Annotated in this window: 20 protein-coding genes and 1 pseudogene; 18 read left to right on the top strand and 3 right to left on the bottom strand. The window is 62.7% G+C overall.

Annotated features, from left to right (window positions below; all coding sequences use genetic code 11):
• The first annotated feature begins 154 nt into the window (after nucleotides 1-154).
• From KUL25_RS12415 to KUL25_RS12405, 3 genes are read left to right on the top strand one after another with little or no spacing between them, the layout of a single operon-like run.
• Nucleotides 155-1,396 (top strand): ABC transporter substrate-binding protein, encoded by a 1,242-nt coding sequence (locus tag KUL25_RS12415; protein ID WP_257893223.1) that lies wholly within the window; start codon nucleotides 155-157, stop codon nucleotides 1,394-1,396.
• A gap of 60 nt (nucleotides 1,397-1,456) precedes the next feature.
• Nucleotides 1,457-2,485 carry a carbohydrate ABC transporter permease gene (locus KUL25_RS12410; RefSeq protein ID WP_257893222.1) on the top strand — a complete coding sequence of 343 codons (1,029 nt, stop codon included), beginning with the start codon at nucleotides 1,457-1,459 and terminating at the stop codon, nucleotides 2,483-2,485.
• Between the two features lie 23 nt (nucleotides 2,486-2,508).
• A complete protein-coding gene (locus KUL25_RS12405; RefSeq protein WP_257893221.1) occupies nucleotides 2,509-3,390 on the top strand; it encodes a carbohydrate ABC transporter permease in 882 nt (293 codons plus the stop codon).
• Between the two features lie 27 nt (nucleotides 3,391-3,417).
• On the opposite strand, the gene KUL25_RS12400 is transcribed toward KUL25_RS12405, so the two are convergent.
• Both KUL25_RS12400 and KUL25_RS12395 read right to left on the bottom strand, forming a co-directional pair.
• Entirely contained in the window at nucleotides 3,418-4,521 is a 1,104-nt protein-coding gene (locus tag KUL25_RS12400) for a nuclear transport factor 2 family protein (RefSeq protein ID WP_257893220.1), read from the bottom strand.
• Nucleotides 4,505-5,608: a nuclear transport factor 2 family protein gene (locus tag KUL25_RS12395; RefSeq protein ID WP_257893219.1), complete on the bottom strand. Its 1,104-nt coding sequence runs from the start codon at nucleotides 5,606-5,608 to the stop codon at nucleotides 4,505-4,507. Before KUL25_RS12395 ends, KUL25_RS12400 begins: the two co-directional genes overlap by 17 nt.
• A gap of 133 nt (nucleotides 5,609-5,741) precedes the next feature.
• On the opposite strand from KUL25_RS12395, the gene KUL25_RS12390 reads away from it, so the two are divergent.
• Nucleotides 5,742-6,767: a LacI family DNA-binding transcriptional regulator gene (locus KUL25_RS12390; RefSeq protein ID WP_257893218.1), complete on the top strand. Its 1,026-nt coding sequence runs from the start codon at nucleotides 5,742-5,744 to the stop codon at nucleotides 6,765-6,767.
• A gap of 54 nt (nucleotides 6,768-6,821) precedes the next feature.
• Here the strand turns inward: KUL25_RS12390 and KUL25_RS12385 are convergent, their stop codons facing one another.
• Nucleotides 6,822-7,982, bottom strand: coding sequence for a nuclear transport factor 2 family protein (locus tag KUL25_RS12385; protein WP_257893217.1), 1,161 nt, complete (start codon nucleotides 7,980-7,982; stop codon nucleotides 6,822-6,824).
• 590 nt (nucleotides 7,983-8,572) lie between these two features.
• On the opposite strand from KUL25_RS12385, the gene KUL25_RS12380 reads away from it, so the two are divergent.
• The 14 genes and pseudogenes from KUL25_RS12380 to KUL25_RS12315 all read left to right on the top strand — a co-directional run bounded on the left by KUL25_RS12380 (nucleotide 8,573) and on the right by KUL25_RS12315 (nucleotide 21,824).
• Nucleotides 8,573-9,811 (top strand): ABC transporter substrate-binding protein, encoded by a 1,239-nt coding sequence (locus KUL25_RS12380; protein ID WP_257893216.1) that lies wholly within the window; start codon nucleotides 8,573-8,575, stop codon nucleotides 9,809-9,811.
• A 121-nt stretch (nucleotides 9,812-9,932) separates the two neighbouring features.
• Nucleotides 9,933-10,961 carry a carbohydrate ABC transporter permease gene (locus tag KUL25_RS12375; RefSeq protein WP_257893215.1) on the top strand — a complete coding sequence of 343 codons (1,029 nt, stop codon included), beginning with the start codon at nucleotides 9,933-9,935 and terminating at the stop codon, nucleotides 10,959-10,961.
• A gap of 13 nt (nucleotides 10,962-10,974) precedes the next feature.
• Nucleotides 10,975-11,856: a carbohydrate ABC transporter permease gene (locus KUL25_RS12370; RefSeq protein ID WP_257893214.1), complete on the top strand. Its 882-nt coding sequence runs from the start codon at nucleotides 10,975-10,977 to the stop codon at nucleotides 11,854-11,856.
• A gap of 13 nt (nucleotides 11,857-11,869) precedes the next feature.
• Complete coding sequence (locus KUL25_RS12365) at nucleotides 11,870-12,925, top strand: ABC transporter ATP-binding protein (RefSeq protein ID WP_257893213.1); 1,056 nt, start codon at nucleotides 11,870-11,872, stop codon at nucleotides 12,923-12,925.
• A gap of 97 nt (nucleotides 12,926-13,022) precedes the next feature.
• The gene (gene hisD / locus KUL25_RS12360) at nucleotides 13,023-14,354 is read left to right on the top strand and encodes a histidinol dehydrogenase (protein WP_257893212.1); all 1,332 of its coding nucleotides are present in this window, start codon (nucleotides 13,023-13,025) and stop codon (nucleotides 14,352-14,354) included.
• A complete protein-coding gene (locus KUL25_RS12355) occupies nucleotides 14,351-15,106 on the top strand; it encodes an SDR family NAD(P)-dependent oxidoreductase (RefSeq protein WP_257893211.1) in 756 nt (251 codons plus the stop codon). Before hisD ends, KUL25_RS12355 begins: the two co-directional genes overlap by 4 nt.
• On the top strand, nucleotides 15,106-16,116 hold the full coding sequence (locus tag KUL25_RS12350) for a LacI family DNA-binding transcriptional regulator (protein WP_257894857.1): 1,011 nt from the start codon (nucleotides 15,106-15,108) through the stop codon (nucleotides 16,114-16,116). The genes KUL25_RS12355 and KUL25_RS12350 overlap by 1 nt, the downstream gene beginning before the upstream one ends.
• A gap of 3 nt (nucleotides 16,117-16,119) precedes the next feature.
• Nucleotides 16,120-17,130: an ester cyclase gene (locus KUL25_RS12345; protein ID WP_257893210.1), complete on the top strand. Its 1,011-nt coding sequence runs from the start codon at nucleotides 16,120-16,122 to the stop codon at nucleotides 17,128-17,130.
• Nucleotides 17,127-18,104: a nuclear transport factor 2 family protein gene (locus KUL25_RS12340; protein ID WP_257893209.1), complete on the top strand. Its 978-nt coding sequence runs from the start codon at nucleotides 17,127-17,129 to the stop codon at nucleotides 18,102-18,104. The genes KUL25_RS12345 and KUL25_RS12340 overlap by 4 nt, the downstream gene beginning before the upstream one ends.
• Nucleotides 18,101-19,066 (top strand): nuclear transport factor 2 family protein, encoded by a 966-nt coding sequence (locus KUL25_RS12335; protein WP_257893208.1) that lies wholly within the window; start codon nucleotides 18,101-18,103, stop codon nucleotides 19,064-19,066. The genes KUL25_RS12340 and KUL25_RS12335 overlap by 4 nt, the downstream gene beginning before the upstream one ends.
• A 151-nt stretch (nucleotides 19,067-19,217) precedes the next feature.
• The gene (locus tag KUL25_RS12330) at nucleotides 19,218-20,183 is read left to right on the top strand and encodes a cupin domain-containing protein (protein WP_257893207.1); all 966 of its coding nucleotides are present in this window, start codon (nucleotides 19,218-19,220) and stop codon (nucleotides 20,181-20,183) included.
• Between the two features lie 128 nt (nucleotides 20,184-20,311).
• Nucleotides 20,312-20,446 (top strand): annotated as a pseudogene (locus KUL25_RS12325) (epoxyalkane--coenzyme M transferase); the annotation flags it as partial.
• Entirely contained in the window at nucleotides 20,443-21,132 is a 690-nt protein-coding gene (locus tag KUL25_RS12320) for an alpha/beta fold hydrolase (protein ID WP_257893206.1), read from the top strand. The pseudogene KUL25_RS12325 and the gene KUL25_RS12320, both read left to right, overlap by 4 nt.
• Nucleotides 21,129-21,824 carry an RraA family protein gene (locus KUL25_RS12315; protein WP_257893205.1) on the top strand — a complete coding sequence of 232 codons (696 nt, stop codon included), beginning with the start codon at nucleotides 21,129-21,131 and terminating at the stop codon, nucleotides 21,822-21,824. The genes KUL25_RS12320 and KUL25_RS12315 overlap by 4 nt, the downstream gene beginning before the upstream one ends.
• Nucleotides 21,825-21,873: the final 49 nt, after the last annotated feature.

The raw sequence follows: 21,873 nt of genomic DNA, 5'->3' as shown, positions 1-21,873 counted from the left end.
GGAAATTCCTTCACGCATTCGAATGCAAAATCATTTTGAATTCGAATGCAAGTGCTGTTACCGTATGGCACACAAACGATTGCCACGGCCCGATCGTCCGCGCGGAGCAGCGGGCGAAACGGCGACACGGTTTTTTCAAGGGAGTGACCCGAACATGATCCACCTGCGTTCCACCGCCATCGCGAGCCTGATGCTTTCGGCCCTCGCTGCGCCCGCCCTCGCCGACTGCCCTGACTTCGGTGAGGGATCGTTGCGCCTGCTGTCAAACGAACACGCCTCCGTCGACATCGTCGTAAACCGGATCGAGGAATGCGCCACCGACGATTTCACCGTCAGCGCGAACCTCAATACTGAACACGCAACCATCCAGGGTCCGGCACTGTCGGTATTCCCGTCGGAGTACAACGTCGTCGTGATCGCCAACGGCTCGCTCACCTCGCTGCTCAATGCAGATCTCGTCCGTCCGCTCGACGACTTGATCGCAGAATATGGCGAACAGCTTCTGCCGCATCAGCAGATCCGCGTGAATGGGCAGACCGTGGCGATCGCGTTCATGGCCAACGCGCAGCACTTCTTTTTCCGCGAGGACGTACTGGAGCAGGCCGGCGTGCCCGTCCCCACCACCTATGAAGAGGTTATCGAAGCTGCCCGCGCGATCCGCGAGCAGGGAATCATGGAATATCCCCTGGCCGCAACGATGATCCCGGAATGGTCGCTCGCCCAGGAGTTCGTGAACATGTATCTCGGCCGCGGCGGAGAATTCTTCGAGGCCGGGTCAGGCGCTCCGAACATTGACGAGGAGAAGGCCATCGCAACGCTCCAAATGCTGCGCGAGATGAGCACCTACATGAACCCCGATTACCTGACCTTCACCACCGATGCGATCGTGCCGATCTGGGAAGCGGGCGAAGTTGCCATGGCGAACCTTTGGGGTTCGCAGGCATCGACGTTCCTGCCCGAGAACAGCCCGGTGCCGGACATCGCGGCCGCGACCCGGTTCGCGGCGGCGCCGTCGGTCGGCGGCAACGACGTGCCCGCGACCACCGTGTGGTGGGACGGGTTCGCCATTCCTCGCAACATCACTGACGAGGATGCGGCTACCGCGTTCCAGGCAATGATGTATGGCCTATCGCCTGAAATGGTTGCGGAAAACCCGACCGCCGCCGTGTGGCTGATTGATGGATATGAGCCCACCGATGCCGCTGTCGGTATCATCGCCAGCGTGCAGGGCGGGGCGCCCAGCTACTCGATGCTGCCCTACATGGGGCTGATGCACGATGCCTTCGGCTCCAACATGGCCGCCTTCATGACCGGCGGAAAGACGGCCGAGGAAACCCTCGCCGACGCGCTGCGGGATTACGAGACCTCGGCCCGGCAGGCCGGTTTCCTCGACTGATCCGATCATGTCGGTCGCCGGACCCGGGTTCGGCGACCGTGAACGACTGGGGGGGCGCACATGCCGCATGGTACATTTGCCAAGTTCATCCTTCCGTCCCTGACGGCGATGTTCCTGTTCATTGCCCTGCCGATCGTCTCGATCATCTACCAGTCCTTTTTCATCGAGCATGAGCAGATCATGATCACGGTGGAGGCCTGCGATCCGTTCCGATGCGTCGAGGAAGTGCGGATTGACGCCGAGGCCATGATCGCCCTGCGCGAGGAGCAACCGGCCGGTCGGTTCAACGGCTTGGCGACCTACACCGACAGTGCACATCTGGCCTTTTCCGAGATCCAGAGGATCTGGTCCAGTTCCCCGGATGCCTGGGCGGCGCTCGACCGGATCTTCGAACTGCCCTTCTACCGCGCGCTTGTCTTCACGCTGGCCTATACCTTCATCGTGACGCCGGCCTCGATCGGCCTCGGCTTTCTGGTGGCGCTGGCGGTCAATCGCATCCCGCAGTTTTTCCGCGGCGCGGTGGTCTACTTCTCGCTCCTGCCGATGATCGTACCGTCCCTTCTCGGCTCGCTGATCCTGTTCTGGATGATCGACGCGCGCGGGATCATCGGGTCGTTTCTGCAGGCATTGTTCAACGACCCCGAATTGTCGGTGAAGGCCGACCCCGTCCTGACCTGGATCACCCTGTTCGCCTACGGGACGTGGAGTTCGACGCCCTTCGTCTTCATCATCTTCTTCGCAGCCCTGCAGACGGTTCCGCGCGATACGCTGGAGGCCTCGATGGTGGACGGCGCATCGCGCCTCGACCGGGTGCGCTTCGTCGTTATTCCGCACCTGGCTCCAGTCGCGACGTTCCTTCTTGTCGTCAGCATCATGGATAATTTCCGTGTGTTCGAAGCGATCATCGGCTTCAGCGCGCAGGCGCATGCCTCATCCCTGTCGTCACTGATCTTCAACGATCTGCGCAGCGGAGAGATTCCGCTGTTCGGATCGGCTGCGGCGACATCGATCATGACGATCTTCTGTATCGGCCTTCTGATGACCCCTTCGATCCGGCGCAGCTGGACCGCATTCCAGACCAAGACCTGACACTTCGTAGGAGACCGAGCAAGATGGCTGCCCAAATGGAACGCGCACCGCTGTCGCTGAAACTGCTGGCCCTCGGGTTCGTCCTGGTCTGGGTCTTCACAGCGGCTTTTCCCTTCATCTGGACGGTCTGGGGCAGCTTCAAGGTGCAGGCCGACTTCTTTTCTTATGCCGACTGGACCGATGCGCTCGACGGACCCACGACGCGGGCGCAGACCGGCAGCGCCTTCACGCTCGACGCCTATCGCGGGGTCTGGATCGACAACGAATTCTGGCGACCGGGGCTGAACACGCTGATCGTGACGTTCTCGGTGACGGCGATCTCGCTGACCTTCGGCACGCTGGGCGGCTACGCGCTGGCGCGGTCGGGGTATCGTTACGCCTTCTGGGTGCTGATAGCGGCGCTGATCTTCCGTGCCATGCCCGGCGTTACACTCGTCTCCGGTTATCTGCTGCCGTTCTTCGAGCTCAATCTGTGGGGCCGGCTGCCGACCGCGATCATCGTGCTCGTGGCGTTGAACCAACCGTTTACCCTCTGGCTATTGCACGCCTTCTTTCTGTCGATCCCGCGCGACCTCGACGAAAGCGCGATGGTCGATGGCTGCACGCGGTTCCAGGCGTTCCGCCTCGCGATCATTCCGGTCATGTGGCCGGGCGTCATCACCGCCGGAATCTTCAGCTTCCTGACCGGCTACAACGACTTCGTCATTTCCGCCGCGATCCTGTCGGAGGACAATCAGACGATGATACCACGCATCGCCGCGTTCCTGGGCTCGGTACAGCTGCGCGGCCAGATCATGTATGCGGTGGCGGCGACGGTGTCGGTGATCCTGCCGCTGATCTTCCTGGTGCTGTTCTTCCAGAAACGCATCGTCAGCGGTCTGACCGCAGGGGCGGTGAAAGGGTAGGGGTCAAACCGCCCCGCCGCCACGGCGTCAGTCCGACCAGGCCTGGGCCATGACGCCGATTTCGTCGAAGATCATCCATTCCTCGACGATCCGACCGCCTTCGAAGCGGAGGTGCGAGACACCCATCATTGCCACCGGGCGGCCTACGGGCACCGCGTCACCCAAGACGCCTCCGCGGGCGCTCGATCCTTCCAGCAACCAGCGCACGGCCAGGATCGGACCGTCGGTTTCTTCGGACCAGCAGACGTTCTGCACTCGCATCACGCCATCTGGGATGGCCGCCATTACCGACAGGTAAAGGGCGCTTGCATTGCGCAGGCCCTGCGCCTCCCGCCCGCCGCCGGCATGAAGGATCATGTCGGCGTCGTAGTGGTCGGCCATCCGGTCCAGTCGACGCAGGTTCCAGATATCGTGAAACAGCGTCCGGACATAGCCTTCGGGCGTGCCGGCGTCGATGTCGAGCGGCGCGCGCGGGGTCTGGCCCACCAGACGCGTTTCGGGGGAATTGACGAAGCGATTGCGGGTATTGCCGCGCTCGGCGATGTCGCGCGCGACGTTGTCCGGGTCGAAGCCCAGTTGGCGCACCAACGCTCCGTTGTCGCGCACCAACCATTCGGTGTGGATCAGGTTATCCTTCGACACGCAGTCGGCGGCGAAGTGCAGCCCGACCTTTGCGCCGGTGGCCGGGCCATAGGCCGACCGCCCCAGGTTGGTGGAGCGGCTGAAGCCCAGATGTGACGTGTAGAACCCGACGGCCGAGTCACCCGACCAGGCTACGTTCACGTGGTGTGGCTCGCCGTCCGGGAACCCGTTGAGCGTGGTGACGGTCGAGGCGATGACCTCCTCGACCGAGCGCACCACCCCGTAATGCGAATAGATCGTGCAGGCGTGATCGTAGGTGTCGTAGATCCGGCCGACCGCGCGGTCGACCCAGATCTCCTCGGTGATCCGGACGATGTAGTCGACGATATCGGTAAAGTGCGGCTCGAACCCGTCCATGGGCTGCGTGCGCTCGCGGCCCGGCGCCTTCAGTTCCGCCGCATCGCGTTTGCGGATCTGCGTGACTTTCGGTCGGTTCGGCAGGGAGAAGGGCAGGGCCACACTGTCCGTCATGCTAGGTGCTTTCGGCATCGTCGGCCCCCGTTTCTCCGGCGAGGATCTGCACCAGCAGCGTCATCTCGTCATACACCGTCCATTCGTCGACAATCCGGCCATCGACGTAATGGTAATGGCTGACCCCCATGAGCCGCACTGGGCGCTGCGTCGGCGCGCCGAGCGTTGGGAAAAGCCCCCAGCCGCCATGGCGTCCCTCGATCATCCAGCGCACCGCGACCTTGGTGCCCCCCTCTTCCGCCGGAACCGAGCAGATATGCTCGGCCCGGAAACTTCCGTCGGGGATTGCCCCGAAGACGCCCATCCACTGGTGGATGATCGCCTCGACTCCCGAAAGTTCCACCATCTGGGGCCCGTGATACATCGCGTTCGGGTCGTAAACCGCGCGCATCTCACCGAACATGCGCTGGTTCATGACACGGTGCAGCCAGCGCAACGTCTCGGCCTCGGCCTCGTTGTGCGCGATCGCCGTGTCGGTGTCTGCCGGCGGCGGCAATTGGCCCGGAAGGCGGCTGCGCACGCCCGCTTCCTGCGGCAGAGCCGGCCCGATCCGCGCGGCTGCGGCCAAGGCGATCGGCATCGGATCGAGGCCCAGTTGATGGATGACGCCCATGCTGTCGCCCACCAGCCATTCGCGGTAGATGCGGTTGCGAAAGATCATGCAATCGGCGATGCCGCGTATGGTATATTTCCGGCCCGTGGGCGCGCCATAGGGGCCTTGCTGCGTATGGCGCCCGGCGGTCGTGATCAGGTGAGACGTATAGAACCCCTCCTTGTCGTCGCCGCGCCAGATCACCTGGCTGGCCATGCCGACATGGGGCATGGTCACGATCCGTTGGATCGTGTTCTCCACCACTTCCTCGCGGTCATAAAGCGTTTCGTTGGGCAGGTAGACGACGCAGTTGTGGGTGTAGTGGCTGTAGATCAGCCCGACGTTCTTTTCTTCCCAGATGCGGTGCGTGCAGCGCAGGATGTAGTCTACGATATCGGTGTATTCTGGATCGAATCCCTCCATCGATTGCGTGCGCTCGCGTCCCGGCGCGTCGATCTCGGCATAATCCAGGCGCTCGGCGGAAATCGCTTTTGGGTCTTGTTCCTTCGGCATTTGGCTGGTCTCACTTGCATCCAGGTTGCATGGCAACAGAGTTTCCTTGCGAACTGATACAGGTTATGCATTCGAATGCAAGTGGTCGTAAGGCGCTTGTTCGTGACCATTGGAGACAGCGAGGCGGAAGCGATTGAAGGGTCAATTACGGAACAAACGAACAGTTACGTCCTACGACGTCGCGCGGCTTGCCGGCGTCAGCCAGTCGGCGGTAAGCCGGGTCTTTTCTCCGGATGCGAGTGTCTCGGATGCGATGACAAGGCGGGTGAGGGAAGCGGCCGACCAACTGGGATATCGACCCAATCGGCTGGCACAGGCCATGATCACCGGGCGAAGCCGGATCGTGGCTCTGGTGGTCGCGCATTTCGAAAACCAGTTCTTTTCCGAAGCATTCGAGCGTCTGGCCCTTGAGCTTCAGGCCAGAAATTACCACGTCCTGACCTTTATGGCGGCCGATGTCGCCGGCAAGACCGACCAAGTGATCGAGGAACTCCTCGACTACCGCGTCGAGGGGCTGATTACGGCGTCCGTCGGTCTTTCAAATGAACTGACCCGGGCGATCAATGATGCGGATATCCCGATCGTGATGTTCAACCGTTCACAAGACCACCCTGACCTGTCCGGGGTCAGTTCCGACAATGTGACCGGGGGGCGTGCGGTGGCCGACTACCTGTTGCAGAGCGGGTGCCGCAGGATCGCCCACATCGCGGGTTGGCACGGCGCCTCGACGCAAAGAGACCGGGAGGCCGGGTTTCTTGCGGGCCTTGCCGCGGCCGGACACACGCTGTTTGCCCGTGAGGTTGGCGATTTCCACCACGATCAGGCCGAGTCTGCCACCCGTCGCATGTTTGCCACTGCGACCCGTCCGGATGCGGTTTTCGTCGCCAACGATCACATGGCCTTCGCTGTCATGGACGTGCTTCGCCACGACCTGGGCCTGCGGGTGCCCGAAGATGTGTCGGTCATCGGCTATGATGATGTTCCGATGGCGCGCTGGAAAAGCTACAATCTGACGACCGTGCGACAGCCTGTCCGAAGGATGGTCTCGGCCACGGTCGATCTTCTGCTCGACCGCATCGCTGCGCCCGATGCCGAGGCGCAGCGCCTGGTCTTCGAGGGGCAAGTCGTCGAGAGAGGTACGGTCCGCCGACCGGATTGACGCCCGTGTCGCGCGATCTGGCCCCTGATCGTTTCACGCGGGGCGGGGCAGGGGTTAATCGGGGTCGGGGATCAGTCCGGCCGCGTCCGCCATCTGTGCCAGCTTGATCTGCATCAGCAAAGACATCTCGTCGATGTTCGTCCATTCATCGACGACCTTGCCGCCTTTGATATGGAAATGGCTCATCCCCATGATTTGCAGCCGCTTGCCGGTTGGCGCTCCGAGTTCCTCGAACACGCCCCAGCCCATGTGATGCCCCTCGACAAGCCAGCGCACTGCGACTTTGATCCCACCTTCGTCGCAGGGCACCGAACAGATATGCTGTGGCAGGAAGGCTCCGTCCGGGACGGTCGCGTAGAGGCCGATAACCTGATGTGTGACGGCCGCCTGGCCGACCAGCTCCTTCATCAAGGGGCCGTGATACTGCACGTTGGGCGCGTAGACGTCGCGGATCTTTCCGAACATGCGGCGGTTGTGGATCTCATGCAGCCAGCGAAGAACGGTCTCCTCTTCCGGCGTGTTGGCAATCGATGTGTCGGGCTCGCTTTCAGGCGGATATTGTCCGATCAACCGACGCGTCTCACCCATGTCGACGGCAAGCAATCCCTTTTCGAAATAAGGCCGTGCAAGGTTTTCGGCATAGGCCTGCGGGTCCAGGCCGATCTGTTTCACCTGCGCCATGGAATCGACGACCAGCCATTCGCGGTAAATCTTGTTCTCGTGGATCATGCAGTCGGCGATGGTGCGCGCGACGAAGCTGCGTCCGGTGGGCTTGCCGTAGATGCCGCGCTGCGTGTGCCGCCCGCTTCCGGTCACAAGATGCGAGGTGTAGAACCCGTCATCCTCGTTGCCGTTCCAGATGATCTGGGTCGCCATGCCGCGCCGCTCGGGCAGCAATGCAAGGCGGCGAATGGTGTCGTGGACCACGTCCTCTCGGTTGTAGACGGTCCCGGTGGCGCCATAGACGACGCAATTGTGGGTGTAATGCGTGTAGATCAAGCCGACATCCCGTTCGTCCCAGATCCGGTGAGTGCAGCGAACGATGTAATCGACGATATCCGTATAGATCGGGTCGAAGCCCTTCATCGGCTGGACGCGGCCCCTGTCGGTCGGAACAAGGTCCACGAAGTCCCGGCGTTCGACCTGAAGGACTGGCCCGCCGCCTTTTGCAGGCGCCTTGTTGGTCTTGGTGTCTTCCTCGCCCTTGCCCGGCATCGCGGGCCTCCTTTCCTGTTCGATGTCCTGAATCCATAAATTCGAATGCAATCGAGCATCAATTGCATACCATTGCAATACCGAATCGCAGCGCTGCTCTGAGGCGGTCAGCAGCAGCGGGGCTTGCGCTCAGCAAACTGGGAACGTCAGTTGGGCGGTGTGGTTTCCGGATCGGGCTAGCATCAACGGAATGAGCCCCGCTTCCGATCCGCCTCGGAGAACCTGCGCATTGAGCGCCGGTATATCGCCGCAGTTACGAGTAATTGCGGTGCTTTCTTCTTCCGGTGCCATCCATGCGCCCGGACGTGCGAACCAATGTGCGCGTCACTGCATCGGCCTTTGCCTACCGCTGCGTCGCCGTTTTGTCGGCGCGTGATCTTCGTTGGGGTCGTGCCGCGTGTTGTGGTGGGGCCAGAGCACCTTTCCGACCAGCCAGCCACATTCTCAAGGATATTGCATTCGTAGTCAAAATCTACTAGTTTAACTCCCGAGTGGGCGATTGGCCCGACTCGAAGACGGTCGAAAGTCAATGCGCGCGCCATCCGTTCGCGGGGCACAGAAATGCGCAGATTTCCAACGGGGAGACGGAAATGAACTATACCCTCAAAGCCACTGTCGCGGCTGCGGCGCTGATAGCATCCGGTGGTGGTGCGCTCGCGGATTGCGGCATCGAAACCGGGCGCGTGGACATTCTCGGAAACGATTTCGCGGCACTGCGTGCAGTGACGGAATGGGCCGGGCAGTGCGCATCGGACACCGTAACGGTGACGTCAAATCACACGGAAGAACACAAGAACATCCAGGTGCCGGCGCTGTCCATCGACCCGGCAACCTATACCGTCGCCATTGTCGCGACGAACTCCGTCGTTCCGCTGCTGAATGCAGACCTCATCCGTCCTCTGGACGACCTCGTGGCCGAGCATGGTCAACAGCTGCAGGAAAGCCAGCTGATCCGTGTCGACGGACGGATCATGGCAATCGCGTTCATGGCCAACGCGCAGCACCTCTATTACCGCGAGAGCATCCTTGCCGAGAATGGCATCGAGGTGCCGACGACCTACGAGGAAATGCTTGCCGCCGCGGCCGCCCTGCGCGAAGCCGGTGTTCTCGAGAACCCCATTGCCTCGAACATGGCGCCGGGCTGGAACATCGCCGCGGAATTCGTGAACATGTATCTCGGCACCGGCAACGACCTCTTCGTTCCGGGCACGGCCGAGCTGAATATCGACAACGAGGAGTCCCTTCTCGTGCTCGAAACATTGCGCGAGATGGTCTCCTTCATGGATGGCGATTGGGCGACCTTCGACAGCAACACGACTGCGCCGATCTGGGAGGCGGGTGAAAACGCCATCGCCATCGGCTGGGGCAGCCGCGCCGGCGAAATCATCGGTCCGGACGCTTCCGATCCCGATGTCGCAGCGGACACGCGCTTCAGCCACGCCCTGTTCGTCGGGGGCAACACGATCCCGGGTGCCGCGCTCTGGTGGGATGGCTTCACGATCGCCCGCAATATCTCGGACGAGGACGCGGAAGCCTCGTTCATCGCCATGATGAACGGCATCTCGCCCGAGATGATGGCCGAGAACGCCGAATCCGCAGTGTGGCTCATCGACGGGTATGAGCCGACACCGGCAGCAGTTGGTGTGGTCTCCAACTTGCAGAATGGCGCTCGGCCCTACCCGATGCTGCCCTTCATGGGGCTTTTGCATACCGCGCTCGGCGACAACCTCGCCGAATACCTTCAGGGCAGCGAAAGCGCAGAGCAGGCACTTGCTGACGTGTCCGCTGCCTACCGGACCGCAGCAACCGAAGCGGGCTTTCTGAATTGAACACATCCGCGAGGGGCGGCCTGCGGGCCGCCCCTTCACATCTCCTGGTTCCGACCGGATCGTTCGCCGGTCATGCTGGGGTGGAGCCGCGTCAAGGGACGTCGCGGCCAAGGGGTTAGCCATGCCGCACAAGACCTTCCTCGCCTTCATCTGGCCATCACTTCTGGCGATGATCCTGTTTATCGCGATCCCGATCTTCTCGGTCGGATATCAGTCGCTTTTCATCGAACACGAACAGATCATGATCCAGACGGAAACTTGCGGTCCGTTCGGTTGCACCGCCGATGTCAGCGTCGATGGCGCAGCGATGGCGCAGCTACGGGAAGAACAGCCCGCCGGCAGGTTCAACGGCCTGGGAACCTACACCAATTCCAGTCACCTTGCCTTCGACGAGATTTCAGAAATCGTCGCCTCCAGCGAGAATTTCGGCGAGATCCGCAACAGGATCATGAACCTGCCCTTCTACAAGGCCCTCATCTTCACGATCGCCTACACAATCATCGTGACACCTCTGGTGATCCTGCTCGGGTTCGTGATTGCCGTCGTCGTGAATTCGATCCCCAAGATGTTGAAGGGACCGGTCATCTTCTTCTCGTTGCTGCCGATGATCGTGACGCCCTTGGTGGGGTCACTCGTCCTGTTCTGGATGATCGACTCGCGCGGTGTGATCGGGGCCGCTCTGCAGGCGATTTTCAGCGATCCGAACCTTTCGCTGAAAGCCTCCGTCACGCTCACCTGGATCACGCTGTTCGTCTACGGGGTCTGGCATTCTGCGCCGTTCGCGTTCGTTGTCTTCTACGCGGGGCTGCAGACCGTGCCGCAGGACACGCTGGAGTCTGCCATGGTCGATGGCGCCAGTCGCTGGGAACGGATCCGCTTCGTGACCGTGCCATATCTCATGCCGCTTGCGACCTTCATCGCGCTGATGCAGCTGATGGACAATTTCCGGGTCTTCGAGCCGATCATCGGCTTCTCGGCAGCGGCCAGCGCCACGTCACTCAGCTACCTGATCTACAGCGACCTGCGCGCCGCGGAATCCCCGCTTTTCGGGTCAGCCGCGGCGACGTCGATGCTTACCATCCTCGGGGTCATCATTTTGTTGATGCCGGTGCTGCGCCGCAATTGGCGCGAATTCAACCGCAAGGCCTGAAGGGGAGGCGTTCATGTCAAGTCTCGCAAATCGCAAGCCGCCATCCCTGGTCGTGCTTTCAACCGCCTTCGTGGTGGTCTGGCTGGTCATTGCCGCGTTTCCGTTCCTCTGGACGATGTGGGGCAGCTTCAAGGCCGAAGGCGACTTCTTCTCTCGCGCCGACTGGATGAATGTCCTCACCGGGCCGGTCACGGAGCGCCAGTACGGAAGCGCCTTCACCGGATCGGGCTATTTCGGCGCCTGGATCGAGGAGGAATTCTGGCGGGCGGTGATCAATACCGCGATCGTCACGGTCTCGGTCGTGGCCATCTCGCTGACCATCGGCACGCTCGGCGGCTACGCGTTGGCGCGGTCGGGTTTCAAGTACACCTTCTGGCTGCTGATGGCGGCTCTGGTCTTCCGCGCCATGCCCCATGTCACGCTGGTCTCGGGCTACCTGCTGCCGTTCTTCGAGTTGAACATCTGGGGCTATCTGCCCACGACCATCATCGTTCTGGTGGCGATCAACCAGCCCTTCACCCTTTGGATGCTGCACAGCTTCTTCCTGTCGATCCCGAAGGATCTGGACGAGGCGGCGATGGTCGACGGTTGCACCCGGTTCCAGGCATTCCGCCTGGCGATCATCCCGGTCATGTGGCCGGGCGTGGTGACAACGGGCCTGTTCAGCTTCCTGCTGGCCTACAACGACTTCACCGTGACCTCGATGCTGCTGTCGTCGGACAATTACACGATGATCCCGCGGCTCAACGCCTTCCTCGGATCGACCCAGGCGGACGGCAAGGTCATGTATGCGGTCGCGGCCGTTGTTTCGGCGATCGTGCCGCTCTTCGTGCTCATTCTGTTTTTCCAGCGCCAGATCGTCAGCGGTCTCACAGCTGGCGCCGTCAAAGGATAAAGGGAGGCTTTCCATGGCCAGATTGCAACTCAAGAATGTAAACAAGCGCTGGGGGACCTTTGTCGGCGTCGAAAATTTCGACCTCGACATCGCCGACCAGGAATTCCTTGTTCTGCTTGGGCCCTCGGGCTGCGGCAAGTCCACCACCATGCGCATGATCGCAGGGCTGGAGGATGTGACCGACGGGGAGATCTTGCTCGGAGACAGGGTCGTCAACAAGCTGGAACCCAAGGATCGTGACATCTCCATGGTGTTCCAGTCCTACGGGCTCTACCCGAACCTGAGCGTCTACGAGAATATCCGGTTTCCGCTTCGGGTGCGGAAGGTTCCGCGTGAACAGCATGACGATATGGTGATGCGGGCGGTCCGTATGGTCGAGTTGGAGGATTTCATGCACCGCCGACCGGCCGAGCTGTCCGGCGGTCAGCGCCAGCGCGTGGCCCTTGGACGCGCCATCGTGCGCAAGCCGACCGTCTTCTTGATGGATGAACCGCTCTCCAACCTCGACGCCAAGCTGCGGGTCTCGACCCGGGCGCAGATCAAGAACCTGCAATCCAAGCTGAAGGTGACAACGGTCTACGTGACCCATGACCAGATCGAGGCGATGACGCTCGCCGACCGCGTGGTGGTGATGAATGCCGGCAAGATCCAGCAGGTCGGAACGCCGACCGAGATATACGACAACCCCGCCAATACCTTCGTGGCAAGCTTCATCGGCTCACCTGCCATGAACCTCGTGGAAGGCACTCTGAAGGATGGCGTCTTTCAGGGCGAAGGCATCCGCGTTGAAGGGCTGCCGACCGACGTGTCGGGCAACATCACCCTGGGCTTCCGCGCCGAGGACGCCGAGATCATCGAAGGGCCCGGCAACATCTCGGCCCCGGTTTATTCCATCGAACTCTTGGGCGAGGCGTCCATGATCACCTGGCGACTCGGCGGTGCGCTCGTGTCGATCAAGACCAACAAGGAATACCGCGCCGAGATCGGGGAAACCGTCAACGCCCGCATCCCTTCGAACATCTGTCACCTGTTCGATACGGTTTCCGGTGCCGTGGTCGCACACGGATGAAGAGGCCCCGAGCCGCCAAAGGTGATTGGAAGGACCAAGGGCAGCGGCACCCGGCGTCCTGCAGGTTTCGCCGCAGGTCACAAGAAAGGTTTAAGAAATGAGCGTCACATACCTGAAGCACGGCAAGCCAGCCGACGAGCGGGCGGAGGACGACGCCAATACCCGAGCTATCGTGGAGTCTGCGCTGGCGGATATCGAGCGACATGGCGACGCCGCCGTGCGCGAGATGTCGTTGAAATTCGACAAGTACGACCGCGAAAGCTACCGGCTGAGCGACGATGAGATCGCAGCGCTGATCGCGCGCGTCAGCGACCGCGAGATGGCCGATATCCGCTTCGCCCAGGAACAGGTCCGCAACTTCGCAAAGGCGCAGCGCGACTCGATGCTCGATATCGAGGTGGAGACGCTGCCCGGCGTCATCCTCGGTCACAAGAACATCCCCGTCCAATCGGTGGGCTGCTACGTGCCGGGCGGCAAGTTCCCGATGGTCGCCTCGGCGCACATGTCGGTTGCCACCGCCGCTGTGGCGGGTGTACCGCGCATCATCGCCGCGACGCCGCCCTTCAAGGGCGAGCCAAACCCGGCGGTGATCGCCGCCATGCATCTGGGCGGCGCGCACGAGATCTACGTGATGGGCGGCATCCAGGCCGTCGGCGCCATGGCGATCGGCACCGAAACGATCGAGCCGGTGCACATGCTGGTGGGCCCAGGCAATGCCTTCGTCGCCGAGGCCAAGCGGCAACTGTTCGGGCGCGTGGGCATCGACCTCTTCGCCGGTCCGACCGAGACAATGGTCATCGCGGACGAGACCGCGGCTGACGCCGAGCTTTGCGCCACCGACCTGCTGGGCCAGGCCGAGCATGGCTACAACAGCCCCTGCGTGCTGCTGACCAATTCCGAACGGCTCGCCCGCGATACCATGGCCGAGATCGAGCGCCTGCTGGCGATCCTGCCCACCGCCGACACCGCCCGCACCAGTTGGGAAGAATACGGCGAGGTCATCGTCTGCGACACCTATGACGAGATGCTGGCGGTCGCCGACGATATCGCGTCCGAGCATGTCCAAGTGATGACCGACCGCGACGACTGGTTCCTCGAGCACATGACCTGCTACGGCGCGCTGTTCCTTGGGCCTCGTACCAACGTGGCCAATGGTGACAAGGTCATCGGCACCAACCACACGCTACCGACGAAAAAGGCCGGGCGGTATACCGGTGGTCTTTGGGTCGGCAAGTTCCTGAAAACCCACTCCTACCAGAAAGTGCTGACGGACGAAGCCGCGACCATGATCGGCGAATACGGCTCGCGCCTGTGCATGTTGGAGGGTTTCGTGGGGCACGCGGAGCAATGCAATATCCGTGTGCGCCGCTACGGCGGTGTCAACGTCCCCTATGGCGAGGGCGCGCCCCACAGGGAGGCGGCGGAGTGAACCTGCCACGGACCCCAAGCTTCCGGCTCGACGGACGCCGCGCCCTCGTGACCGGTGCCTCTTCGGGCATAGGCCAGGCCTGCGCCGTCGCGTTGGCCGAGGCCGGGGCGCATGTAGTGTGCGCGGCGCGCGGGGCGGATCGCTTACAGGCCACCGTCAGCGCCCTTGGCGACGCGGGGCACTCAGTAGAGATGCTGGTGCTCGACATGGGCGATCTTCCGGCCCTCGAAGCGGCGTTGGCTGGACAGGCCGCGTTCGGCATCGTGGTCAATTCGGCCGGCATGGCACGCCATTCCCCGGCGCTCGACACGACCCCAGAGGATTTTGATGCGGTGATGGGGCTGAACCTGCGGGCGGCGTATTTCCTGTCCTCTCGAACGGCGGCACGGATGGCCGGCGGTGGTTCGATCATTCACATCAGCAGCCAGATGGGCCATGTCGGCGGGATCGACCGCGCCGTCTACGCCGCCTCCAAGCATGGATTGGAAGGCATGGTGAAGTCGATGGCAGTGGAATGGGGGCCAAAGGGTATCCGCATCAACACCGTCTGCCCGACCTTCATCCGGACGCCGCTGACGGCCGCGACCTTCGACAACCCTAAGCGCGCGCAGTGGATCGCGGAGAAGATCAAGCTTGGGCGCATAGGCGAGGTCGAAGATATCATGGGCGCAGTGCTCTACCTCGCTTCGGACGCTGCGGCACTGGTCACTGGAACGTCTCTTCTCGTGGACGGGGGTTGGACGGCCGACTGATGCCTGATCGTGTGAACTCCCTCGAAGTCGCCAAGCGTGCGGGCGTCAGCCAATCCGCGGTCAGCCGGGTGTTTTCGCCTGGCGCAAGTGCGTCAGAGAGCACGCGCAAGAAGGTTCTCAAGGCCGCGAAGGAGCTGGGTTATCGGCCCAACACGCTGGCGCGCGCCATGATCACCGGCAAGAGCCGCATCATCGGCCTCGTGGTGGCCTATCTCGACAACCAATTCTATCCGGAGGCGATCCAGAAGCTGTCTGTCGCCCTGCAGGCGGAGGGCTATCATGTTCTGGTTTTCATGGCGTCGCCGACTGTCGGCGACGTTCAGGACGTCTTGACGGAAATCCTCGACTACCAGGTGGATGGGATCGTCCTTGCCTCGGTGTCGATGTCCTCCAGTCTTGCCAAGCGGTGCCACGACCACGGCATTCCCGTCGTGCTCTTCAACCGCGAACAGGACGACGAAAGGTTGTGCTCCGTCACCACCGACAACCGACTGGGCGGCGAGATCGTGGCGACGCATCTGGTTGAATGCGGCTATCGGGAGATCGGCTATATTGCCGGGTTTGAGGGCGCCTCGACCCAGCGCCAACGGGAAAGCGGGTTTCACGATGGGCTTGCCAAAGCCGGTGTCAAGTTGGCCGCGCGCGAAGTCGGCGGCTTCGACTATGCGCAGGCGCGCGCCGCCGCATTCGAGATGTTCAGTGGCCGCAACCGTCCCGAGGCCGTTTTCGTGGCGAATGATCACATGGCCTTCGCCGTCATGGATGCGCTGCGCTTCAAACTCGAACTCAGTATTCCCGGGGATGTCGGGGTCGTGGGTTTCGATGATGTGCCGCTGGCCAGCTGGCCATCCTACGACCTCACCAGTTACCGCCAACCGATCAACAAGATGGTCGCAAAGACGGTTCAGACATTGCTGAGCCGCATCGACGACCGAGACCTGCTGCCGGAACGCACCGCGATCCGCGGCGAACTCGTGCTACGCAACAGCACAAGAAGGAAGGAAGCCTGAGTCATGCACGGGTTCGAACAACGATGGCGCGATGTCCCCGATTTCATCATCGGCATCACAAAGGAGATCTGGGAGGACCGGAAGATCGGGTCCTTGCGAACCCGCTACGCGCCGGGATTGATCGTCCGGTCCCCTGCGTCGGTGCTGATCGACAACAGCCGGGTGATCGCCGCAACGATGGCGACCCTGGCCGAATTTCCCGATCGCGAGCTGCTGGGCGAGGATGTGATCTGGTGCGAGGACCCGGACCGGGCGACCAGCACCTCGGATGCTTTCTTGTCGTCGCATCGGCTGGTGTGCACCGCGACCCATGCCCGGCCGGGCATGTATGGCGCTCCGACCGGCGCACGGCTGACCTACAGGATCCTCGCCGATTGCGCGATCCGGGATGACGCAGTCTACGACGAATGGCTGGTGCGCGACCAATCGGCCGTCGTGCGCCAGATGGGCTTCGACCTCGTCGATTGGACCCGAGACCTGATCGCGCGAGAGGGCGGGCCGGAGCATTGCGTCAAGCCGATGACGCCCGAGAACGATGTCGCCGGTCCCTATGTTGGCAAGGGCAACGACGATCCATGGGGCGCGAAGCATGCCGAGCTGCTTCAGGCCATCATGGACGGCGACATGGACGTGATCCCGCGCCACTACGACCGGGCCGTCGGGCTGCACTACCCGGGTCACGTGACGACACAGGGCTGGGCCGAGGCGGATCAATTCTGGATGGGACTGCGCGCGGCGTTCCCCGATGCCGCGTTTCGCATCGAACACGTGATTGGCCGGAGCGATCCGTTGATGCCACCCCGCTCGGCGCTGCGTTGGTCGCTCCATGGCCGGCATTCCGGCTGGGGCCGGTTCGGACGACCGACGGGAGCCGACGTCTACATCATGGGAATGAGCCACGCCGAATGGGGTCCGTTCGGCACCGGCGATCCGACCCTGCGCCGCGAATGGACACTGATCGATGAAACCGCGATCTGGAAACAGATACTGCTTGGAACCGGACAATGCGAATGAGAGATTTTTCGAACAACTTCAAAGACCTGCCCGACTATATCCTGAAGATCACGCACGAGATATGGGAAGAGCGGGGGCTTGCCACCTTGCATCATTACTACGGCAAGGACATCCCGATGCGCTTCCCGTCCGGAATGGTCAGGGGCAATACCGGCGTGATCGACGGCACCCTTGCCACACTCGCGGAATTTCCCGATCGCCATTTGCTGGGAGAGGACGTGATCTGGTCGGAGGGCCCGGAAGACGGGCGTTACCTGTCCTCGCACCGGCTCGTGACCTGGGGCACCCATACCGGCCATGGCGCGTTCGGAGCGCCGACGGGCAAACGGTTCGAAATCCGGGCGATCGCGGATTGCGCGGCGAAGGCGGACGTGATCGACGACGAATGGCTGATCCGTGACGCAGGCGGTATCGCGCGGCAACTGGGCTGGGATCCGTCCGACTATGCGCGTTGGCAGATCGAGCAGGAGGGCGGACCGGAGCGCTGTCAAAAGCCGTTTCATCCGCGCGATGATGTCCAGGGCCCCTATACCGGCAGAGGCAACGACAACGAATGGGGCGCGAAGCTGGCCGCGATCCTGCAGCGGATCATGGACAAGGATTTCACCGTGATCCGCCGCGAATACGATCGCGCCGTGCGGACCGAACATTGGGGCAGCCGCGGTGGCTGGTCCTGGGAATTCGCCGAGACCGACTGGATGCGCCTGCGCTCCTCCTTCCCGCAGGCCGAGTTCCGGATCGACCATGTCATCGGTCGTAGCGATCCGGGCACGCCGAACCGGGCCGCCGTGCGCTGGTCACTGACCGGCGGACATGACGGACCCGGCCATTTCGGCGCGCCGACCGGCGCCGAGGTGCACGTGATGGGCATCACCCACGCCGAATGGGGCGAATGGGGCCTGCGCCGCGAATTCACCCTGATCGACGAGGTTTCGATCTGGAAACAGATCCATCTGCACGGAATGACGACATGAGCCGCTACGCCAGCCTTCCCGACTACATCATCGGCGTCACCCACGAGATCTGGGAAGAACGCAAGATGGCGTCGTTGCATCAAAACTATGGCCGCGACATCGTCATGCGCAACACGGGTGGCCTGATCCTCGGCAATGGCGAAGTCATCAAGGACACCCTCGCCTCGCAGGCGGCCTTCCCCGACAAGCAGCTTCTGGCCGATGACGTGATCTGGTGTGAAGGCGCGAATGGCGGGCATCTGTCGTCCCATCGCGTCATGATCACCGGCACCCATACCGGCCACGGCATCTTCGGAGCGCCCACGCGCCGTGTGGCATCCGCCTATTGCATTGCCGATTGCTTCGTCGAGAATGAGGTCATCACCGACGAATGGCTCTGCTACGACACCTCCGACATGGTGCAGCAGTTGGGCCATAGCCCTCGGGACTGGGCCGCGACGATGATCACGAACGAAGGCGGGCCCGACAAGGCCACCCGCCCGTTCACGGCCGACCAGGACCGGCCCGGTCCCTATTCGGGCTCCGGCAACGATCACGAACTGGGCGAAAAGCTCGCCGACACGCTGACCCGGATCATGAATTTCGACGTCGCCGCCATCGGCGAGGTCTACGACCGCGCCTGCCACATCCGCCATGCCGGCGGCGTCTCGGGCTGGACCCGCGCCTTCGCCGAGGCCGAGTGGATGCAACTGCGCACCGCCTTCCCCGACGCGGCCTTCAAGGTCCACCACCGTATCGGCCGCTCCGACAAGGGCGAACCGGACCGCGCCGCGATCCGCTGGAGCCTCGATGGAACGCACACGGGCTATGGCCGTTTCGGCCCGCCCACGAACGCACCCGTGCATATCATGGGGTTCACCCATGCCGAATTCGGCCCCCGCGGTCTGCGTCGGGAATGGAGCCTCTGGGACGAGGTCGCGATCTGGAAACAGATCCTTCTGCACGAGGGTGCTGCATCTTGACGGCGACCGCACGCATTCTCCGTCCCCGCCATGGCTGGCTTGCCAGTCGGCGGGCGCGACGCCTCAACAACCGGCCGCCGGGACGGGCGCGCGGCGCAGTCCCGCGCGACAGTCGATCCCGCAATACACCTACCATCAAGGCAGACCCGAAATGACCCCACAGGAAATGGAATCCCGCATCGTCCGCTATGGCGACCTGATGCCCTGCAAGACCGCCTTCATCGATGCCCACACGCCCGGCTCCGACCAGAAGGAGAATTTCACCATCATCGGCGGCGGCGTCTCCGAAAGCCCCGATCAGCACGTGCACATCACCATCCCGCACGGCTTCAACATCGGCGCGGCGGGCCAACCGCCGAAATGCCGCAATTCGATGCACAACCACCGAACCGCGGAAGTCTTCTTCGTCCTCAAGGGCCGCTGGCGCTTCTTCTGGGGCGAGAAGGGCGATGCCGGCGAGGTGATCATGGAAGAGGGCGACATCTTCAACATCCCCACCAACATCTTCCGCGGGTTCGAGAATATCGGCACCGATTACGGGATGATCATGGCGATCCTCGGCGGCGACGATGCCGGCGGCGGCGTGATCTGGGCACCGCATGTGATCGAGGATGCCAAGGCCCACGGTCTGATCCTCGGCGAAAACGGCAAGCTCTACGATTCCAAGAAGGGCGAAAACCTGCCCGATGGCGTGAAGCCGATGCCTCTCCTGACCCGCGAAGAAGTGGCCAAGGTGGATTGCCCGACCGCGATGCAGGTGATCGGCGGCTATGTGCGGCGCTACCTCGATATGCTCGCGTTGGCCAGTGAGAAGGCCGTCAAGGTGATCGGCGAAAACGGCATCATCCGCGACAAGCCCGGCTTCGAGGTCGATTTCATCACGCGCAACAGTGCAACCGACCAGAAGCATAGCCATGACAGGCCCTCGGTCCTGATGCCGGTCAAGGGGCACTGGCGCGTCGATTGGGATGGCGGCCATGTGACGCTTGCTCCGGGGGACACCATGTCGGTGCCGGAGAACCTGGCCCATTCCGCGGTTCCCTCGATGACGGGCGAGGCGGCCCTTTACCATATTGTCGCCACCGACGATCCCGCCGGGGCCACCTGGCACGGCTGATCGATTGGCAATGCGGGCCGGACGCGACCTGAGCATCCGGCCCACCGTTCAAATCGTGACGTTTCGAAAGACCTCCCTTGACCAGCATCATGACCACTCACGTCGGCTCACTCCCGCAAACGCAGATCGTCGTTGGCGCCAATCGGGTGATCGTCGATAGCGATTGCGGTTTCGGCACCTTCGCGGGCTACAGTGGGGTTGATCCGGATATCGCCCATGCAAAGCATGGCGCGCTTTCGAACGGCGCTGGGCGCGCGCCATGAGCCTGCCGCTGGTCTTCTTGCCCGGAATGATGTGCGATGACCGACTCTTCGGTCCGCAGCTATCGGCTCTGGGGGGCGAAGTCCTGAATTTCGGCCGTCACGAGGACATGATCGGCGACATGGCATCACGGGTCCTGCACGATGCGCCCGATCGGTTCGCCCTTGTTGGCCTCTCGATGGGCGGTATCGTGGCCATGGAGATGATCCGCCAGGCTCCCCAGCGGATTGACCGCGTGGCCTTGCTCGACACCAACCCGCTTCCCGAGGCCGACGCCGTCAAAACCCGCCGTGCCTCCCAGATCGCCCAAGTCCGTGCCGGCAGGTTGGCCGAAGTCATCCGCGACGAGATGAAGCCGAACTACCTGGGCGACACCCCTGCTCGCCAGGCTCTGCTCGACCTGTGTATGGACATGGCGCTGAGCCTCGGGCCCGAAATCTTCGTGAACCAGTCTGTCGCCCTTCGCGACCGGATCGATCAGACAGGGACGCTTCGCGGTTATGATCGACCGGCCCTCGTGCTTTGCGGGCGTGAGGATCAGCTTTGTCCCGTCGCGCGGCACGAATTGATGCATGGGCTTTTGCCGAATTCGACCCTCACGATCATTGATGGCGCCGGCCATCTGCCCACGCTCGAAAGACCCGTAGAAACTACGGCGGCGTTGCGCCGCTGGCTGGAGAGATCATGACCCCGGACCTTATCGACCTTCTGCGCCGTGTCGACACGCCTACCGTCTGCAATGCCATCGAGGTGGCGCAGGGAAAGCGCGGCTTCGACGATTTCACACGCGGCACGATGCTCGCCGCCGACCCTGCCGCCGGCGCCATGGTAGGTTATGCCGTGACCGCGCAGATCGCCGCTCTGGCCCCCCCGTCCGAGCCCGCGGACGTGATCCGTGCGCGGCGGATGGCCTACTACAAGGCGATGGCCGAGGGCCCCAAACCGTCGCTCGCCGTCATCGAGGATGTCGATTTTCCGGATTGCATCGGCGCGTTTTGGGGCGAGGTCAACACCACGATTCACAAGGGGTTCGGCATGTCCGGGGCACTGACCAACGGAGTGATGCGTGATCTCGGCGACTTGGCCGAGGGGTTCCCGGTCGTCGCCGGTTCCGTCGGACCAAGCCACGGCTTCGTCCATGTCCGGACCATAGGCACCCCGGTGACGATCTTCGGCCTTGCAATCCGCCCCGGCGATCTGGTCCATGCTGATCGTCACGGCGCGGTGGTGATCCCGCCGGACGTGGTCGATGGGCTTGCAGCGGCGATCGGGAAGATGCAGCAGACCGAACGCCTGGTTCTCGTGCCCGCGCGTGAACCGGGCTTCGATTTCGCGGCATTCGAATCCGCCTGGGCGGCGTTCGAGAAGGCGCGCACCTAATCCGCGAACAAGGGCAGTCGGCCGGTCGGTGATGCCACCCGGCCGCGTC

It is taken from the genome of Gymnodinialimonas phycosphaerae (genome assembly GCF_019195455.1).
GTDB classification, from domain to species: Bacteria; Pseudomonadota; Alphaproteobacteria; order Rhodobacterales; family Rhodobacteraceae; genus Gymnodinialimonas; species Gymnodinialimonas phycosphaerae.
This window is presented reverse-complemented; position numbering and strand designations above follow the sequence as displayed.

Coding starts and splice junctions, on each gene's coding strand:
- KUL25_RS12320 (WP_257893206.1), top strand. CDS start 20,443: ATGAGCCTGCCGCTGGTCTTCTTGCCCGGAATGATGTGCGATGACCGA.
- KUL25_RS12395 (WP_257893219.1), bottom strand. CDS start 5,608: ATGCCGAAGGAACAAGACCCAAAAGCGATTTCCGCCGAGCGCCTGGAT.
- KUL25_RS12385 (WP_257893217.1), bottom strand. CDS start 7,982: ATGCCGGGCAAGGGCGAGGAAGACACCAAGACCAACAAGGCGCCTGCA.
- KUL25_RS12315 (WP_257893205.1), top strand. CDS start 21,129: ATGACCCCGGACCTTATCGACCTTCTGCGCCGTGTCGACACGCCTACC.
- KUL25_RS12340 (WP_257893209.1), top strand. CDS start 17,127: ATGAGAGATTTTTCGAACAACTTCAAAGACCTGCCCGACTATATCCTG.
- KUL25_RS12350 (WP_257894857.1), top strand. CDS start 15,106: ATGCCTGATCGTGTGAACTCCCTCGAAGTCGCCAAGCGTGCGGGCGTC.
- KUL25_RS12370 (WP_257893214.1), top strand. CDS start 10,975: ATGTCAAGTCTCGCAAATCGCAAGCCGCCATCCCTGGTCGTGCTTTCA.
- KUL25_RS12400 (WP_257893220.1), bottom strand. CDS start 4,521: ATGCCGAAAGCACCTAGCATGACGGACAGTGTGGCCCTGCCCTTCTCC.
- KUL25_RS12405 (WP_257893221.1), top strand. CDS start 2,509: ATGGCTGCCCAAATGGAACGCGCACCGCTGTCGCTGAAACTGCTGGCC.
- KUL25_RS12380 (WP_257893216.1), top strand. CDS start 8,573: ATGAACTATACCCTCAAAGCCACTGTCGCGGCTGCGGCGCTGATAGCA.
- KUL25_RS12375 (WP_257893215.1), top strand. CDS start 9,933: ATGCCGCACAAGACCTTCCTCGCCTTCATCTGGCCATCACTTCTGGCG.
- KUL25_RS12345 (WP_257893210.1), top strand. CDS start 16,120: ATGCACGGGTTCGAACAACGATGGCGCGATGTCCCCGATTTCATCATC.
- KUL25_RS12335 (WP_257893208.1), top strand. CDS start 18,101: ATGAGCCGCTACGCCAGCCTTCCCGACTACATCATCGGCGTCACCCAC.
- KUL25_RS12415 (WP_257893223.1), top strand. CDS start 155: ATGATCCACCTGCGTTCCACCGCCATCGCGAGCCTGATGCTTTCGGCC.
- KUL25_RS12365 (WP_257893213.1), top strand. CDS start 11,870: ATGGCCAGATTGCAACTCAAGAATGTAAACAAGCGCTGGGGGACCTTT.
- KUL25_RS12330 (WP_257893207.1), top strand. CDS start 19,218: ATGACCCCACAGGAAATGGAATCCCGCATCGTCCGCTATGGCGACCTG.
- KUL25_RS12410 (WP_257893222.1), top strand. CDS start 1,457: ATGCCGCATGGTACATTTGCCAAGTTCATCCTTCCGTCCCTGACGGCG.
- hisD (WP_257893212.1), top strand. CDS start 13,023: ATGAGCGTCACATACCTGAAGCACGGCAAGCCAGCCGACGAGCGGGCG.